Origin of the sequence: Hyphomonas sp. GM-8P (genome assembly GCF_003263315.1) — a bacterium.
Taxonomy (GTDB): Bacteria; Pseudomonadota; Alphaproteobacteria; order Caulobacterales; family Hyphomonadaceae; genus Hyphomonas.
In genome coordinates, this window is the sequence record NZ_AWFE01000001.1 from 35,438 (window position 1) to 49,789 (window position 14,352).

General features: G+C 62.1%; 16 protein-coding genes. 4 read left to right on the forward strand and 12 right to left on the reverse strand.

Going from position 1 to position 14,352, the window contains the following annotated elements; all coding sequences use genetic code 11:
• Window positions 1-169 precede the first annotated feature (169 nt).
• The gene (locus tag HY26_RS00180) at window positions 170-2,512 is read right to left on the reverse strand and encodes an ATP-dependent helicase (protein ID WP_034769012.1); all 2,343 of its coding nucleotides are present in this window, start codon (window positions 2,510-2,512) and stop codon (window positions 170-172) included.
• Between the two features lie 122 nt (window positions 2,513-2,634).
• Between HY26_RS00180 and HY26_RS00185 the strand changes: the two genes are divergently transcribed.
• Entirely contained in the window at window positions 2,635-3,153 is a 519-nt protein-coding gene (locus HY26_RS00185; protein WP_112072688.1) for a cupin domain-containing protein, read from the forward strand.
• A gap of 293 nt (window positions 3,154-3,446) precedes the next feature.
• Here the strand turns inward: HY26_RS00185 and HY26_RS00190 are convergent, their stop codons facing one another.
• Together HY26_RS00190 and HY26_RS00195 are read right to left on the reverse strand one after the other, a co-directional pair.
• On the reverse strand, window positions 3,447-4,553 hold the full coding sequence (locus tag HY26_RS00190; RefSeq protein WP_112072689.1) for an NADH:flavin oxidoreductase: 1,107 nt from the start codon (window positions 4,551-4,553) through the stop codon (window positions 3,447-3,449).
• Between the two features lie 127 nt (window positions 4,554-4,680).
• Complete coding sequence (locus HY26_RS00195; protein ID WP_034769019.1) at window positions 4,681-5,169, reverse strand: DUF3291 domain-containing protein; 489 nt, start codon at window positions 5,167-5,169, stop codon at window positions 4,681-4,683.
• Between the two features lie 176 nt (window positions 5,170-5,345).
• On the opposite strand from HY26_RS00195, the gene HY26_RS00200 reads away from it, so the two are divergent.
• Complete coding sequence (locus HY26_RS00200) at window positions 5,346-6,392, forward strand: hypothetical protein (protein ID WP_034769021.1); 1,047 nt, start codon at window positions 5,346-5,348, stop codon at window positions 6,390-6,392.
• A gap of 3 nt (window positions 6,393-6,395) precedes the next feature.
• Here the strand turns inward: HY26_RS00200 and HY26_RS19330 are convergent, their stop codons facing one another.
• The 7 genes from HY26_RS19330 to fumC form a co-directional block, all read right to left on the reverse strand.
• Entirely contained in the window at window positions 6,396-6,521 is a 126-nt protein-coding gene (locus tag HY26_RS19330; protein ID WP_255342777.1) for a hypothetical protein, read from the reverse strand.
• A gap of 70 nt (window positions 6,522-6,591) precedes the next feature.
• The gene (locus HY26_RS00205) at window positions 6,592-6,786 is read right to left on the reverse strand and encodes a DUF4169 family protein (RefSeq protein ID WP_034769023.1); all 195 of its coding nucleotides are present in this window, start codon (window positions 6,784-6,786) and stop codon (window positions 6,592-6,594) included.
• 9 nt (window positions 6,787-6,795) lie between these two features.
• Entirely contained in the window at window positions 6,796-7,386 is a 591-nt protein-coding gene (locus tag HY26_RS00210) for a GNAT family N-acetyltransferase (RefSeq protein WP_051600266.1), read from the reverse strand.
• A 3-nt stretch (window positions 7,387-7,389) separates the two neighbouring features.
• Complete coding sequence (locus tag HY26_RS00215; RefSeq protein ID WP_034769254.1) at window positions 7,390-7,686, reverse strand: hypothetical protein; 297 nt, start codon at window positions 7,684-7,686, stop codon at window positions 7,390-7,392.
• Between the two features lie 99 nt (window positions 7,687-7,785).
• The gene (locus HY26_RS00220; RefSeq protein WP_112072690.1) at window positions 7,786-9,423 is read right to left on the reverse strand and encodes a SulP family inorganic anion transporter; all 1,638 of its coding nucleotides are present in this window, start codon (window positions 9,421-9,423) and stop codon (window positions 7,786-7,788) included.
• Between the two features lie 116 nt (window positions 9,424-9,539).
• Complete coding sequence (locus tag HY26_RS00225; protein WP_175354521.1) at window positions 9,540-10,349, reverse strand: SDR family oxidoreductase; 810 nt, start codon at window positions 10,347-10,349, stop codon at window positions 9,540-9,542.
• Window positions 10,350-10,440: 91 nt separating this feature from the next.
• Window positions 10,441-11,835 carry a class II fumarate hydratase gene (gene fumC, locus HY26_RS00230; protein WP_034769026.1) on the reverse strand — a complete coding sequence of 465 codons (1,395 nt, stop codon included), beginning with the start codon at window positions 11,833-11,835 and terminating at the stop codon, window positions 10,441-10,443.
• A 175-nt stretch (window positions 11,836-12,010) separates the two neighbouring features.
• Between fumC and HY26_RS00235 the strand changes: the two genes are divergently transcribed.
• Window positions 12,011-12,328, forward strand: coding sequence for a ribosomal protein L7/L12 (locus tag HY26_RS00235; RefSeq protein WP_034769028.1), 318 nt, complete (start codon window positions 12,011-12,013; stop codon window positions 12,326-12,328).
• Window positions 12,325-12,684, forward strand: coding sequence for a RusA family crossover junction endodeoxyribonuclease (locus HY26_RS00240; protein WP_034769030.1), 360 nt, complete (start codon window positions 12,325-12,327; stop codon window positions 12,682-12,684). The genes HY26_RS00235 and HY26_RS00240 overlap by 4 nt, the downstream gene beginning before the upstream one ends.
• Window positions 12,685-12,693: 9 nt before the next feature.
• On the opposite strand, the gene HY26_RS00245 is transcribed toward HY26_RS00240, so the two are convergent.
• A complete protein-coding gene (locus HY26_RS00245) occupies window positions 12,694-13,716 on the reverse strand; it encodes a GSU2403 family nucleotidyltransferase fold protein (protein ID WP_112072691.1) in 1,023 nt (340 codons plus the stop codon).
• An 89-nt stretch (window positions 13,717-13,805) separates the two neighbouring features.
• Complete coding sequence (locus tag HY26_RS00250; RefSeq protein WP_034769034.1) at window positions 13,806-14,330, reverse strand: DsrE family protein; 525 nt, start codon at window positions 14,328-14,330, stop codon at window positions 13,806-13,808.
• Window positions 14,331-14,352: the final 22 nt, after the last annotated feature.

The window sequence follows — 14,352 nt, forward strand, 5'->3', positions numbered from 1 at the left end:
CTCACAAGCTGAGCGGAACATGAACGCGGCATTCGGCATGCGTTCGGCCCGGCCATGCCAAACAGGACCTGCAGCGCCGGGCACGCCACGCGTTCCCTCCCTGACGCCCCGCCTGGTCCTCCCCTGACAGGCCGCCCGGCGCTGCCCTCCTGAACTCAGGCGCTGGAAATCAGGCTTGCGAGACGAAGGTCGCGATGACTTTCTTTCGGCCGGACTTTTCGAAATCGACGGTCAGCTTGTTGCCCTCGCTGAAGGCAACGCGGCCATAGCCGAACTTGTCGTGGAAGACGCGCTGGCCTTTCCGGAAGGCTTCCGGTCCGCCGCTGGTGGCGGTGAGGTTCGAGGCATCGCGCGGGGCCCCTGTGCTCGGATATTTGCCCGCGTTCTCCTTCAGGCGCTTCCAGCCGGGGCTGGAATAGTCGCTGCGCTCGCCGAGGTCTTCGATGGAACCGCTGAAGGCATCCTCCCCACCCGGCATGCCGGAATAGCCGGTTTCAGAGATCACTTCGACATTCTCATGCGGCAGCTCATCGACAAAGCGCGACGGCATCACGCTTTGCCAGCGGCCATAGATCTGCCGGTTGGCGACAAAGGAAATATAGGCGCGCTCGCGCGCACGGGTGATGCCCACATAGGCCAGCCGGCGCTCCTCCTCGAGGCCCTTCAACCCGCTCTCGTCCAGGCTGCGGCGCGAGGGGAACACTTCCTCCTCCCAGCCCGGCAGGAAGACGACCGGCCATTCAAGGCCCTTGGCCGCGTGCAGCGTCAGGATCTGGACCTGATCCTCGTCGGCCCCGCCAGTGGAAGCATCCATGACCAGTTCCACATGTTCGAGGAAGCCTGCGAGCGTATCGAATTCGCCCATGGCGCGGACCAGTTCCTTGAGGTTGTCCAGCCGCGTCTGCGCCTGCGGACTGCGGTCTTTCTGCAGCATGTCTGTGTAGCCGGACTCTTCGAGGATGACCTCAGCCAGCTCTGTGTGCGGCATGCCATTATTGAGACGGTCCCGCCACATATTGATCTGGTCAATGAACTGGGTGAGGCCACGCCTGGCCGCGCCTTTCACCTCGTCAGTCTGCAGCACCATCGGCGTCAGCACGAACAGGCTGCGCCCATCCGCCCGCGCATAGGCCTGCAGTTTCGCCAGAGTCGTGTTGCCGATCCCGCGCTTCGGCTGGTTCACCACGCGCTCGAAAGCAAGGTCGTCATCCGGCGAACGGATCAGGCGCAGATAGGCCATCGCATCGCGGATCTCTGCACGCTCGAAGAAGCGCGGGCCGCCGATTACACGGTAAGGAATGCCGAGCAGGATGAAGCGTTCCTCGAACGCCCGCATCTGCCAGGAGGCCCGCACCAGCACGGCGCAATCGTCATGCTTGCCGCCGCCGCGCACCCAGCTTTCGATATCGTCCGCGATCAGACGGCTCTCGGCCTCGCCGTCCCACAGGCCACGCACTTTCACCTTGTCGGCATCAATGTTCTCGATCGCGTTGTCGTCACCGACATAGAGCGTCTTGCCGAGGCGGCCGCGATTGTGCGCAATCACGGATGAAGCTGCAGCGAGGATGTGTTTGGTGGACCGGTAGTTCCGCTCCAGCCGGATCACTTTCGCGCCCGGGAAATCCTTCTCGAAGCGCAGGATGTTGTCCACCTCCGCCCCGCGCCAGCCATAGATGGACTGGTCGTCATCGCCCACGCAGCAGATATTCTGCGAGCCCTGTGCCAGCAGGCGCAGCCAGAGATATTGGGCGACGTTCGTGTCCTGGTACTCGTCCACGAGGATGTAGCGGAACTTCGACTGGAAATCCTTCAAGAGGTCCGGGTTCTGCTGGAAGATCGTGATGTTGTGGATCAGCAGGTCACCGAAATCGCAGGCGTTCAGAACTTTCAGGCGCGCCTGATAGATCTCGTAGCATTTGATACCCTTGCCGTCCGCGAACTGGAACGCCTCGTCGGCAGGCACACGCTCCGGCGTCAGGGCCCGGTTCTTCCAGCCATCGATCAGGCCGGCCAGGAAGCGCGGTGTCCAGCGCTTCGGATCGATATCCTCAGCCACGATGATCTGTTTGCACAGCCGCACCTGGTCATCTGTGTCGAGAATGGTGAAGCTGGATTTCAGCCCGACGAGTTCGGCATGCTGGCGCAGGATCTGCGCGCTGATCGAGTGGAATGTGCCGAGCCAGCGCAGTCCCTCCCCTGCATCGCCGATCAGGCGCAGGGCCCGCTCGCGCATTTCCCGCGCGGCCTTGTTCGTGAAGGTCACGGTCAGCGTCTGCGACGGCCAGGCAAGCCGGGAGGCGATGATGTGCGCAAGCCGCGCGGTCAGCACGCGGGTCTTGCCCGTGCCCGCCCCTGCCAGCACCAGCAGCGGGCCTTCCGTGGTCATCACCGCTTCGCGCTGTTCGGGATTGAGGCCATTCAGGTACGACGCATCCCCCTGCGGGACAGGCGGGCGCGGCGCAGCCATCTGGCTGATCGAGGGACGATTCGGATTGGAACTCATCAGGAACATATAGCAGGGATTGGCCGGTTGGGCAGGGCTTGAGGCAGATCACATGCTCCCTCAGGAAATCGAGTCCGGTCTGACCCGCGAATGTATTGATCTGCAGCCCTGCATGGAGGCATAGCAACGTGATGATAAAGAAACTGAATCCCGTCGCACGGCTGGACGAGCTGCCGCTTGAACCTTTCGAACAGGGTGAGCATTATCGCTCGCTTGATGCCGATATTTCAGACCGCGTGGGTCTCACGCAGATTGGCGCGGCGCTCTGCATCGTGCCACCCGGCAAGTCCGCCTGTCCTTTCCATAACCATCACGCAGAGGACGAGATGTTCGTCATTCTGGAAGGCGAAGGCATCTATCGCTTTGGGCCGGACAGCTATGCCGTGCAGGCAGGCGATGTGCTCGGAGCCCCGCGCGGCGGCCCGGGCCATGCCCACAAGCTGACGAACACCGGCAGTGTGCCGCTGAAATATGTCGCCATCTCGAGCAAGGCCGATACGGAAATCTGCGAGTACCCGGACAGCGGCAAATTCCTCGCGACGACGCGCCTGCCCGGCAAGCGCGAGCGGATGTTCCGCTATGTCGGACGCCAGGAAAGCGAAGTCGATTATTGGGAGGGGGGAAACCTCCGCCGACTAGGCTGCGCATAAAAAAAGCCCCGCCACGGCGCGCGAGAGTGAGAAAACGCCGGTGGCGGAGCCAGAACGGGGACGCTGGTGTGATGCGCATCCCGAGGGAGACTTCAGGCGCTCCGGCCCCTCAGTCAGGCATCACTCCAACAAACGTGGCACAACCAGCCGGGTTCATTCTCCAAGCACAGAATGCCCCACCCAGCCTTCTTCGCCACGCCCGGAAGTAGTGGCCGACAGAAGGCCGGAGCGTCCGAACGCTGCAACGTCAGGAAGCCACAATTTCCCGCTCATGGCAAGGCGGCTTTCTCTCTTTAGTAGAGAGTCGCCAGGGCAGCCGCGTCGTAGTCGCTGATCTCGCTGATGCGGCCTTCTTTCACCTTGGTCGCCCAGTGCGGGTCCTGCAGCAGCGCCCGGCCAACGGCGACGAGGTCGAACTCGCCGCGAGACAGGCGCTCTTCAAGGTCCTCCAGCGAGCGCTGGCCGGAACCCTGGCCCTGGAACGCACCGATGAAGTCACCCGACAGGCCCACAGAACCGACGGTGATGACCGGCAGGCCGGTCAGCTTCTTCGCCCAGCCAGCGCCGTTCAGGCCGTTCTCGCCGTCAATTTCCGGGAATTCCGGCTCCCAGTAGCGGCGCTGGGAAACGTGCAGGCAGTCGACGCCGGCATCGACGAAGACTTTCAGGAACTCTTCCAGCGCCTGCGGCGTGGTCGCGAGGCGGGCGGTGTACTCCTGCTGCTTCCACTGGGAATAGCGCAGGATGATGGCCATGTCCGGGCCGACCTTCTTGCGCACTTCGCGGATGATGTCGGCGGCAAAGGTCGCCCGTTCCGCCAGCGAGCCGCCATAACGGTCGGACCGCTTGTTCATCACCTCCCAGAAGAATTCGTCGATCAGGTAGCCATGCGCGCCGTGCAGCTCGATACAGTCGAATCCGACCCTTTGCGCATCTGCAGCGGCCTCGGCAAAGGCCATGACCATGTCATCGACTTCCGCCGTCGTCGGCTCCTGCAGGACCTGCTTGCCGGTGTGGGTAACGCCTGACGGGCCATCGGTCGGTGCGTCCGGCTCCGGGCCCGACCCGGGCTTGCGCATCATGCCCTGGTGCCAGATCTGCGGTGCGATCTTGCCGTGATTGGCGTGCACTTTTTCGACGACGTTCTTCCAGCCGGCCAGCGCGTCGGCCTTGTAGAGGTTCGGCACGTTCGGATCGTTGGAGGCCCCGCCCCGGCGTACTGTGGTGCCTTCGGTGACGATCAGGCCGACATCAGACGCGGCCCGGCGGGCGTAATAGTCCGCGACATTCTCCCCCGGCACGCCGCCCGGTGATTTCGACCGGGTCATCGGTGCCATAACCACCCGGTTGGGCAGTTCCATGTTTTTCAGCTTGAACGGGGTGAACAGCGGACTTGTCATTGGGCTTCAGCCTCCTCAGCAGGACTGCAGGACAGTTGGAGGCGGATGACGCCCCCGTCAAGCAGCGCTGTGGGTGGCAGAAGTAAAGGGTCGCATGAGCGGATGTTAACAGTGTACGCTTTCGGGCTCAGGCCGCATCCGTCCGGCAGCCTCGGGAGCGCCACAGGCGTGCCTCCTTAAGGTAGGACCAGCCAAACGCGTCCTCTGAATCCCCGATCCGGTTCAGCAGATCCAGCCGTTCCAGCGCTTCGTCCAGCGTCGGCTCGTGGCCCGGCTCGATCCACCACATGACAAAGTGCATGCTGCCCAGGACTTCAAACCATTCCTCGCGGCGCTCGTAGAACTGACGATGCACCGTGTTCCAGACGAAATTCTCCAGCGTCTCGACCGATTCCCACACCGTCAGGTTGGAAACAAACTGCGGGTCGCCGCCGATCTTTGCCTCGGTGTTCCCGGTGCCCGGCTCTCCTGATCCTTCCATCATCCAGACAAAGCCCGGCATGCGCTTGCCCATGCCGTTGATCAGGTCCAGCGCATTCATGAACTCCGTCACACGCGGGTCGTCCGTGGGGGCCAGCAGCCGGCCGATATTGAGCTCTGCAAGATGACGGGTCATGAAGGTCTCCTGTGTCGGGCTTCCTGATATTGGACCACCCCCACACCGCCGCCAGCCCGAATTCGCCCCGGAACGGATTTTTCTCTCCCCTGCCGCGATGTTAATCTGAGGTTTAGTCCAAAGCGGCAGGAATTGCCCTGTTATTTCAAGGCCCGTTCTTTTGAGGATCGAATCGCATGCGCCGTCACTTCTCTGCCTGCCTGCTGCTGGCCCTGCCCCTGATGGCGGCCTGCACAACGCCCGGATACGACTACCGCGCCCGGATGGTGCCGACCTTTCCGGAAGCTGCGACCTACCGCGATGTGCAGGTCGGACAGTTCAGCGGGCCGGCCGGCAACGTCGCCGAGGAAGAATTCGCCCGCATGCTGGGGGATGTCGTGCTGGACGGCGCCTACTGGTTCGGCGTTGACGGGTCCGGCCGGCCGCAAGGCGTCTATGAAGGCGAAGTCGACATCGACAATTGGGAAGGCGAAACGCGTTTCGAGCGCAAACGCAAATGCGTCGAATATGACGGCCTGTTCGATTGCGAACACCGCGCCATCGTCGAAACGGAATGTACCGAGGAAACCGTCGAAGTGATCGTCACGGCCCGGCTGATCGATGCTGACACTGGCCGCGTGGTCTTCGCTCACAACCAGGGCGGCGGTGCCAATCAGGAATCCTGTGTCGATATCCGCGAGTATGAGGATGACGGCCGGGAGCTTGGCACCTGGCAGGATCCTGTCCGCTCAAGCTACGATCCGCGCGATGCCCCTTATGGCATGATCGTGGATGCCACCGTGGAAGCCGTCCGCCGATTCCGCACTGACATCGCGCCCTATGATGCAACCATCCGTGCCGAGATCATGACCGAAGGCCTGATCCCCGAAGAGCAGAACGATCCGCGCTTTGAGGCCGCCGTGCAAGCCACCAAGCGCGGTGAGATGCTCGGCGCCTGTGCGCAATGGGATGAGCTCGGCCGCGAATGGCCGGACGCCCCGGCTGTGCTGCATAATCTCGGCGCCTGTGCCGAAGCACGCGGCGACATGGAAACAGCCCAGCTGCGCTATGCCCGCGCCGCCGAACTGGCGAGCCGCATTCCCCTCCTGAAAGACAAGAAGGCGCGTCCGATTTTCGATGCGCTGGAGCGCGTCTCAGGCCGCCGGATGGATGACACATTCCTGGACAGTGTCACCCATGAGCCAGACTGGCCCATGGCAGAAGAAGACGAAGTGGGGAGCTGAGGCCTACTGTCCGAGCAGCAGGTGCGTCAGGGAGCCCTGATATTCCGCGGCTTCCGCGATCAGGCCCCATGCGATACCGGCACCGAACGATGCGGCACAGAAGACGAGTTTCTTTGCGATCCCAGCCATTTGGGTCCTCCCGGATTGGAACAGCGTTTCCGGGAGTGCTGCAAGGCGCGGGCCGCGCCTTCAGGCGGAATTAACCATCCGCCTCGGGCGTGTCTTTCAGGCGATGGCCTTCGGTGAGCTTCGACAGCTTGTCGGCGCGGGCCTTCTCCAGCTGCTTTTCTGATTTCGTGCGGCCGAATTTGGCGCGGTTTTCCTTCGCCTTCTGTTCCTTTTCGGCCTTCGTTTTCGCCTTTCGGAACTTGTTCAGATTGACCGGCTCGTTCATCACCTGCCCCTATTCGAACGCTGCTAGCCGTGCATCGAGGCCCGCTTTCACGGCCGGCCATTCGCCTGAGAGAATGGAGAAGACGACGGTGGAACGCAAGACGCCGTTCGGCAGGATACGGTTGTCCCGCAGGACGCCTTCCTGCACGCCGCCCAGTTTCTTCACGGCTGCCTGGGACCGCTGGTTGCGCTGGTCGATATTGAATTGCACGCGCACGGCACCCTGCTCGAATGCGTGCCCCAGCAACAGGCGCTTGGCGGCGGGATTCACCTCCGTGCCCTGAGCATCCGCCGTGTACATCGTCATGCCGATTTCGACATTCCGCGAAATGGCATCCGGACCGAGATAGGTGGAGATGCCGGCAAACCGCCCATCCGGACGCGACACGCGAAACGGGATCAGTTTGCCGTCCGCCATACGCGCCTCGATATTGGCGAGCCAGGCACCGATCCAGTCCGATGGCGGATTGTAATAGGGCCAGGTCTCGATCCGCTCTCCGAGCGTTTCGGCCATGGTCCGCAGGTCTCCGCCGTCCCGGGCCACATCGAATGGCACGAGCGTGACGTGCTGGTCCGACAATTCATCGGCCCGCAGGTCCATCCCCTATTCCTTGTGCGTTTCGCGCCACTGCTCCATGGCGAGCGAGATCGCAAAGGTTTCGCGGTATTTCGGGCTGGAGGCTGGGCGCGGCGGCTTGGCTGCGGTCAGCGCCATGATCTCGGCCAGCTTGTTATGCGCCGCGCCGGACTGGCCCGCGCCGATATAGGCATGCAGCTCCACCAGCGCCGAGGACAGCGGGTCATGCGCGCGGATCACGAAATAAGGCTCATCGGCCCCCAGCTTGTCGATCACGTCGAACTGGGACGGGTTGGCCTTCGAGCCGACGGGAGGGTTTGCCATGATGATCAGGCCTTTCTTGGCGGGAGTGATTCTCTCGCGCAAGGATACAGCCTTAAGGCCGCCCGCGTCAGTCCCTGAACTGGAGGCGCCTGTGGAGCGTCAGTGACCGCCGCCAAAGACGCCGGTGCGGACGGAATAGTCTACAGCCAGCTCGTAATCCGGGTCATCGTCGGAATCGACCATCAGCTGTCCGGCCTTGGCCAGCAGCTTGTGGCAGTCGCGGGACAGGTGGCGCAGGCGCAGCGTCTTGCCGAGCGCGGCATATTTCGCCGCCAGGTCTTCGATCGCCTGCAGGGCCGACTGGTCGACCACGCGCGAGTGCATGAAATCCACGATCACGACGTCCGGGTCGCTCTCCGGGTGGAACAGCTCGGAAAACTTGTCGGTCGAGCCGAAGAAGAGCGGGCCTTCGATCTCATACACGTGTGCCCCCGGCGTACGGACGCTGTCGCGTTCGATCACATGAATGCGGCGGGCATTGTTCCAGGCATAGGCAAGCGCCGAGACGATGACGCCGACGATCACCGCCGTGGCGAGGTCATAGGCCACGGTCACACCGGTCACCAGGACGATGACGATCGCATCGGTCAGCGGGATGCGGGTCATGATGCGCAGGCTGTTCCAGGCAAACGTGCCGATCACGACCATGAACATCACGCCTACCAATGCCGCGAGCGGGATCTGCTCGATCAGGCTGGAGCCGACCAGGATAAAGGCCAGCAGGAACAGCGCCGCCGAGATGCCGGAGAGACGCGTGCGGCCGCCGGATTTCACATTGATCATGGACTGGCCGATCATGGCGCAGCCGCCCATGCCGCCGAAGAAGCCGGTGATCACATTCGCCGTACCCTGTGCAACGCATTCCTGGCTCGCCCCGCCCCTTTTGTTGGTCATCTCGCCGACGAGGTTCAGTGTCAGCAGGCTCTCGATCAGGCCGATGGCCGCGAGGATGAACGCGTAAGGCAGGATGATCTTCAGCGTCTCCACATTCATCGGAACGCTTGGAATGTGGAATTGCGGCAAGCCACCCTTGATGGACGCAAGATCGCCGACGCGGGGCACGTCGAGGCCGAAGCCGATCACCACGGCCGCAACAATACCGATGCCGGCCAGTGGTGCCGGAATGATCCTCGTAATCTTCGGCAAGCCCCAGATAATCGCCATTGTGAGACCCACCAGCGCCAGCATCAGGATAAGCGGCGTTCCACTGAGCCACTCCCCGCCCGCCATGCCATGCCCGGCGGCTTCCCCGCTGCCGGGCACCTGGAACTGAGTCAGCTGCGCCAGGAAGATCACGATGGCGAGCCCGTTGACGAAGCCCAGCATCACCGGATGCGGCACAAGACGGATGAACTTCCCCATCCGGAAAATGCCCGCCGCAAGCTGCAGGATGCCCATCAGGACGACCGTCGCGAACAGGTATTCCACGCCATGGGTCGCCACCAGCGACACCATCACAACGGCCAGCGCCCCAGTCGCGCCGGAAATCATGCCCGGCCGGCCGCCGATCAGCGCGGTCACAAGCCCAACGATGAAGGCCGCATAGAGGCCCACCAGCGGGTGCACATGTGCGACGAACGCAAAGGCCACGGCTTCCGGCACAAGGGCCAGCGCCACGGTCAGGCCGGCCAGAAGGTCGGTCTTGATCTGGGCGGGCGTGTAGGCCTTGAAATCGGGCTGTGAGAGCCCCTGCGCGCCGAGACGTTCGGCGAACGCTGCAAAAGTCGATCTTACCACGGGAATATCGTCAGTTCTGTTTGAGGGAGCTGGCTTCAGGCGCCCCTATGGCCGCGTTCATGCTGCGGGGCAACACGAACGCGGCCAAAATGGCTGGCTTTTCTGCCCCTGACGGGTCAGCTCGCAGCGACGATTCCGCCGTCGCACGGGATGGTGTGACCGTTGATATAGGCCGAAGCCTGGGACGACAGGAACATGGCGAGACCGGCAATGTCTTCCGGCTTGCCGACACGGCCCGACGGGCTGCGCGAGCCGATGGCATCCCAGTCCACACCCTCGGTTTCGCCTTTGTAGCCGACACCGGTGGACAGCATGTAAGTCGGAAACGGGCCCGGCGCGATGCCGTTGACGAGGATGTTTTCCTTGGCCAGCTGCGAGCCCATGAAGCGCGTCAGGTGGATCACGGCGGCCTTGGACGTGCCGTAGCAGTACCCGCTCATCGGCGAAGTGTGCATGCCGTCGATGGAAGCGATGTTGATGACGCGGGCCGGGCTGTCGGCGCTGGCCGAATTGCGCAGCAGCGGCATCAGTTTCTGGGTCAGGAAGAAGACGCCCTTGACGTTGACGTCCATCACCTTGTCCCAGCCATGTTCCGGGAATTCGTCCAGCGAAGCACCCCAGGCGACACCGGCATTGTTGATCAGCACGTCGACCTTCTCTTCGCGCTTCGCGATCTCGCTGGCGAGGTGCTCGATACCGACCATCTGGCCGACATCGGACGGGATGGCATAGATCTCGCCGCCATATTCGCCTTTCAGGCGCTCAACGGTTTCTTCGCAAGCCTTTTCCTTGCGCGAGGAAATGATGACTTTCGCGCCATTGGCCAGGAACCCTGCCGCAAGCATTTCCCCGATCCCGCGCGACCCGCCCGTGATGACGACCGTCTTGCCTTTGACCGAATAGAGATTGCTGAAATCAATGCTCATGGGTGTCTCCTCCTAAAAACAACCGGCCCCTCGTGCAGGAGGGGCCGGTCAACAGCAAGAAAAAACTTAAGAGAACGAACCGAATGCAGCCTTAGCGCGGATCCGGCCCGATCATTTTCTCCGGACGCACGATGGCGTCGAAGTCTTCTGCCGGGATACCGTCCTTGATGGCTTCTTCGCGCAGCGTGGTGCCGTTCTTGTGGGCGGTCTTGGCGATCTTCGCCGCGCGGTCGTAGCCGAACTTCTCTTTCAGCGGGGTCACCAGCATCAGGGAGTTCTTCAGGCCCTTCTCGATATTGTCGAGGCGCGGCTCAATGCCAACCACGCAATTGTCGGTGAAGCTGATCGCGGCGTCTGCCAGCAGACGCACCGACTGCAGGAAGTTGTAGGACATCATCGGGTTGAACACGTTCAGCTCGAAATGGCCCTGGCTTCCGGCAAAACCGATAGCGGCATTGTTGCCGTGGATGTGGGCGCAGACCTGGGTCAGCGCTTCGCACTGGGTCGGGTTCACCTTGCCCGGCATGATCGACGACCCTGGCTCGTTCTCAGGCAGCGCCAGCTCACCGAGGCCAGACCGCGGGCCGGAGCCGAGGAAGCGGATATCGTTGGCGATCTTGAAGCACGACATGGCGACCGTGTTGATCGCGCCATGCGTCATCACGAGGGCATCGTGCGCGGCCAGCGCCTCGAACTTGTTCGGGGCGGAGGTGAACGGCAGGCCGGTGATCTCGGCGATTTTCGAAGCGACCAGATCTGCAAAGCCTTCCGGCGAAGCGAGGCCTGTGCCGACGGCCGTGCCGCCCTGCGCCAGTTCCATCAGCATCGGCAGCGTCATCTCGATGCGCTTGATGCCGTTCTCGATCTGCTTGGCATAGCCGGAGAATTCCTGGCCGAGCGTGACGGGCGTTGCGTCCTGCGTGTGGGTCCGGCCGATCTTGATGATTTCGGTCCAGGCCTTGGCCTTGGCGTCCAGTGCGGCGTGGAGGTGCTTCAGCGCCGGAACGAGGCGGTGCACCGTCTCTTCGGCAGCCGCGATGTGCATCGCCGTCGGGAAGCAGTCGTTCGACGACTGGGACATGTTCACATGGTCGTTCGGGTGAACCGGCTTCTTGGAGCCTTTCTCGCCGCCCATGATCTCGATCGCGCGGTTCGAGATGACCTCGTTCGTGTTCATGTTGGACTGGGTGCCAGAACCCGTCTGCCACACGACCAGCGGGAAGTGATCGTTCAGCTTGCCCTCGATCACTTCACCGGCGACATCGACGATCACCTTGCCGATTTCCGGATCCATCTTGCCGAGATCCATGTTCGCCTGCGCGGCCGCCTTCTTGACGATTCCGAGGGCGCGGATCACCGGCTCGGGCTGTTTTTCCCAGCCGATCTTGAAGTTTCCGAGGCTGCGCTGGGCCTGGGCGCCCCAGTAGACATCATCGGCGACCTCGATCGGGCCCATCGTATCGGATTCGGTGCGGGTATTGGCCATGAGGGCAAAGCTCCTTGATCTGCTGGCAGCGGACTAGCCCCAAGCCGGGCCGCAATCAACTGTTCCCGCCGCCGCAGCAGGCGATTCAGCCCGATCCGCCTGATCCGCGCCCCCTCGCCCTCACCGGCGGCTTCGTTTAAGGAGGACCATCGCCTGCAACCATGGGGAGGCTGGTATGGAAGCCTATTTCGACAAGATCCTGCAGCCGGAAGTCCTGTTCACCCTGTTCGTGGTGTTCCTGATCGGCCGCGCGACCGCTGGCGGCAAGAAGAGGGAGAACAGCCTCTCCCCCATTCCGCCGACACCCGAAGAGGTCGACGCCGCGCTGGAACGGGTCACCATGTCCAAATGGCTGGAGATCGATGCCGAGCTGGACGCCCGCAAGAAAATCCGCGCTATCAAACTGCTGCGCCAGACCACCGGCCTCGGCCTGAAAGACTCCAAGGAAGCTATTGAGGCGCGCGAGCGTAAGCGCGACCTGAGGCTGCATTGAACAGCGATTGGGTAAAATCGGGAAAGGTTCAGGCACGCATCACGGAGGATGGCGCGCTGGAAGTGCGTTGCACGGGCCTCACCACACAGACAAAATATTACAAGACGCTGCTGAAGGAATTCTTCCGCAAGGAGTTCCCACCGCTACGCCCCGGCTATGGCGAATATTCCGTACACATCATGATGGAATATTCCGGCGACCCGCCCTGGATGGACCTCGACAATCTCGCCAAGGCCCTGCTCGACAGCCTCACCGGCAATGTCTTCGACGACGACCATCAGGTCGCCCGCCTGCTGGTCGAACGCCGCCAGGCGGAGCGTGAAGGCATCTGGCTCCTTGCCGAAGCGATGGGTTGAACTTCTTCCTCAACCCAGTTCTTCAGCTAATGCCGTCAATTTCGCCGATCTCTTCAGCGTCATTTCGATCGCCTTACGCCACTTCGGCCCAATTTCTATGGCGATCTGAAATGCTTCTGCGAGTTCTGCCGGCCGGTCTTCGAGAAGCACTTCGAACAGGATCTCCGCCTGAGCAATATCCTTTTTCGCCTTTAGTGCTGAAGAGGTGCGCCTGCGCGCTGCAACGATCAGTTTGTGCACAGCATAGCGCTCGGGTCTTGGCACCTGAACCAGCACGCCCGAACGGTATAGCGCGACAGCGGCAATGGGCTCTGCAATCAGAAAATTCAGGAACGGCAATGCCTGCGCATATACGCCCAGCGGCTCCAATTTCAGGATTTCGCTGTCTTCGCGCATGCGCGGCACAAGAAATTCAACCTCGGTTCCACCCTCCCCACCCATGACCCACCTTGTCGGCCGGTGCCTACGGTCGAGCCCCGCCGCAGGCTGAAGGTTCAGATCCCTGAACGTTTCCGGTAAGGCAGGATCGGCCTCGTCTTCAATGACCAGTTTCAGATTTTCGAAGGCTGCAATATCGACATCTTCTGTCACAGCCAACGAATCATCGAACTGTACACCAAGCTCTGCGCTATAGAGCCGGAACGCATGCGTCCCAACCAAGGTGCCACCCAGGCGAAAAACACCTGCTTTCTCCATGGCATGCAGCAATTTGCCCGAATTCCTATCCAGGGTCGGCACGCCTGCAGCACGCAGCTGGGCGACCAGACTTGCGCAACGGCGTTCAAATGCCTTGCGTTCGGACCTGGCCGTTTTCGCCATGTCGATCCGCTGGCGAATATCCGGCGTGTCGGGACCTATGTATTTCTGCACAGTCCTGTCGCCGATCCGCTGGCGCGCGTACCAGTACTTACCCTTTTTCCCCATATCTCGCACGAATGGAAGGCCCGGAATATCCGAAACCGCCTGAACCAGATGCGCCTGCAACAGGTCCTGATAAGTCGTATGAACCGAAAGAGGAAAGCTGCGCACCATGCTATTACACCACAATAGTTGTTATTGTGGTGTAATAGCATTGTTACACCACAATAACAACTATTGTGGTGTAACCAGAGCCTGAGCTGTCAGAACGGGTTCAGCGTGTAGCCTTGCTGCTGCAGCAGGGCGTGCGTCGACATTGCCGACAGGCCGATGGTCACGCCCGGCAGCAGGTCTTCCGGTGCGATGTCCCGCATGGCCGACGTCTGCCCGCACAGTTCGATGGTCGCACCCGCGGCCAGCAATTCCGCAATCAGGCCGGCATTCGGATTGGGCGCGCCGCGTGCCTCATCCGTCATCAGGTCCTTGCCGGCCGCGCCGTGCACGATCAGCGCAACGTGCAGGTTCGCCGGATCAACGCCTGCGGCGGCATGCATGTTCAGGAACCGGGCCGGCGTTTCCAGGCTGCGGCTGATGCCATCTTCCGGACCAGCCTGCCCGATGTCGAACGCGACCTTCATGACCGTGTCCGCCGGCAGGGTCACCCCGTCGATCATGGCGACCTTCCCATAGTCCGGCACCACCGTGCCCGGCTGGAACGCTTCCGGCCCCGCCAGCGCGGGCATGGCAAGGGTAAACAGGGCGGCGGCGCAGGCGGCGGTACGGATCATGGTCTCTCTCCTCTTGATGCGC

What these genes read in the sequence shown, in the direction of transcription:
- HY26_RS00180 (WP_034769012.1), bottom strand. Translation starts at nt 2,512, where the DNA reads ATGTTCCTGATGAGTTCCAATCCGAATCGTCCCTCGATCAGCCAGATG.
- HY26_RS00185 (WP_112072688.1), top strand. Translation starts at nt 2,635, where the DNA reads ATGATAAAGAAACTGAATCCCGTCGCACGGCTGGACGAGCTGCCGCTT.
- HY26_RS00190 (WP_112072689.1), bottom strand. Translation starts at nt 4,553, where the DNA reads ATGACAAGTCCGCTGTTCACCCCGTTCAAGCTGAAAAACATGGAACTG.
- HY26_RS00195 (WP_034769019.1), bottom strand. Translation starts at nt 5,169, where the DNA reads ATGACCCGTCATCTTGCAGAGCTCAATATCGGCCGGCTGCTGGCCCCC.
- HY26_RS00200 (WP_034769021.1), top strand. Translation starts at nt 5,346, where the DNA reads ATGCGCCGTCACTTCTCTGCCTGCCTGCTGCTGGCCCTGCCCCTGATG.
- HY26_RS19330 (WP_255342777.1), bottom strand. Translation starts at nt 6,521, where the DNA reads ATGGCTGGGATCGCAAAGAAACTCGTCTTCTGTGCCGCATCGTTCGGT.
- HY26_RS00205 (WP_034769023.1), bottom strand. Translation starts at nt 6,786, where the DNA reads ATGAACGAGCCGGTCAATCTGAACAAGTTCCGAAAGGCGAAAACGAAG.
- HY26_RS00210 (WP_051600266.1), bottom strand. Translation starts at nt 7,386, where the DNA reads ATGGACCTGCGGGCCGATGAATTGTCGGACCAGCACGTCACGCTCGTG.
- HY26_RS00215 (WP_034769254.1), bottom strand. Translation starts at nt 7,686, where the DNA reads ATGGCAAACCCTCCCGTCGGCTCGAAGGCCAACCCGTCCCAGTTCGAC.
- HY26_RS00225 (WP_175354521.1), bottom strand. Translation starts at nt 10,349, where the DNA reads ATGAGCATTGATTTCAGCAATCTCTATTCGGTCAAAGGCAAGACGGTC.
- fumC (WP_034769026.1), bottom strand. Translation starts at nt 11,835, where the DNA reads ATGGCCAATACCCGCACCGAATCCGATACGATGGGCCCGATCGAGGTC.
- HY26_RS00235 (WP_034769028.1), top strand. Translation starts at nt 12,011, where the DNA reads ATGGAAGCCTATTTCGACAAGATCCTGCAGCCGGAAGTCCTGTTCACC.
- HY26_RS00245 (WP_112072691.1), bottom strand. Translation starts at nt 13,716, where the DNA reads ATGGTGCGCAGCTTTCCTCTTTCGGTTCATACGACTTATCAGGACCTG.
- HY26_RS00250 (WP_034769034.1), bottom strand. Translation starts at nt 14,330, where the DNA reads ATGATCCGTACCGCCGCCTGCGCCGCCGCCCTGTTTACCCTTGCCATG.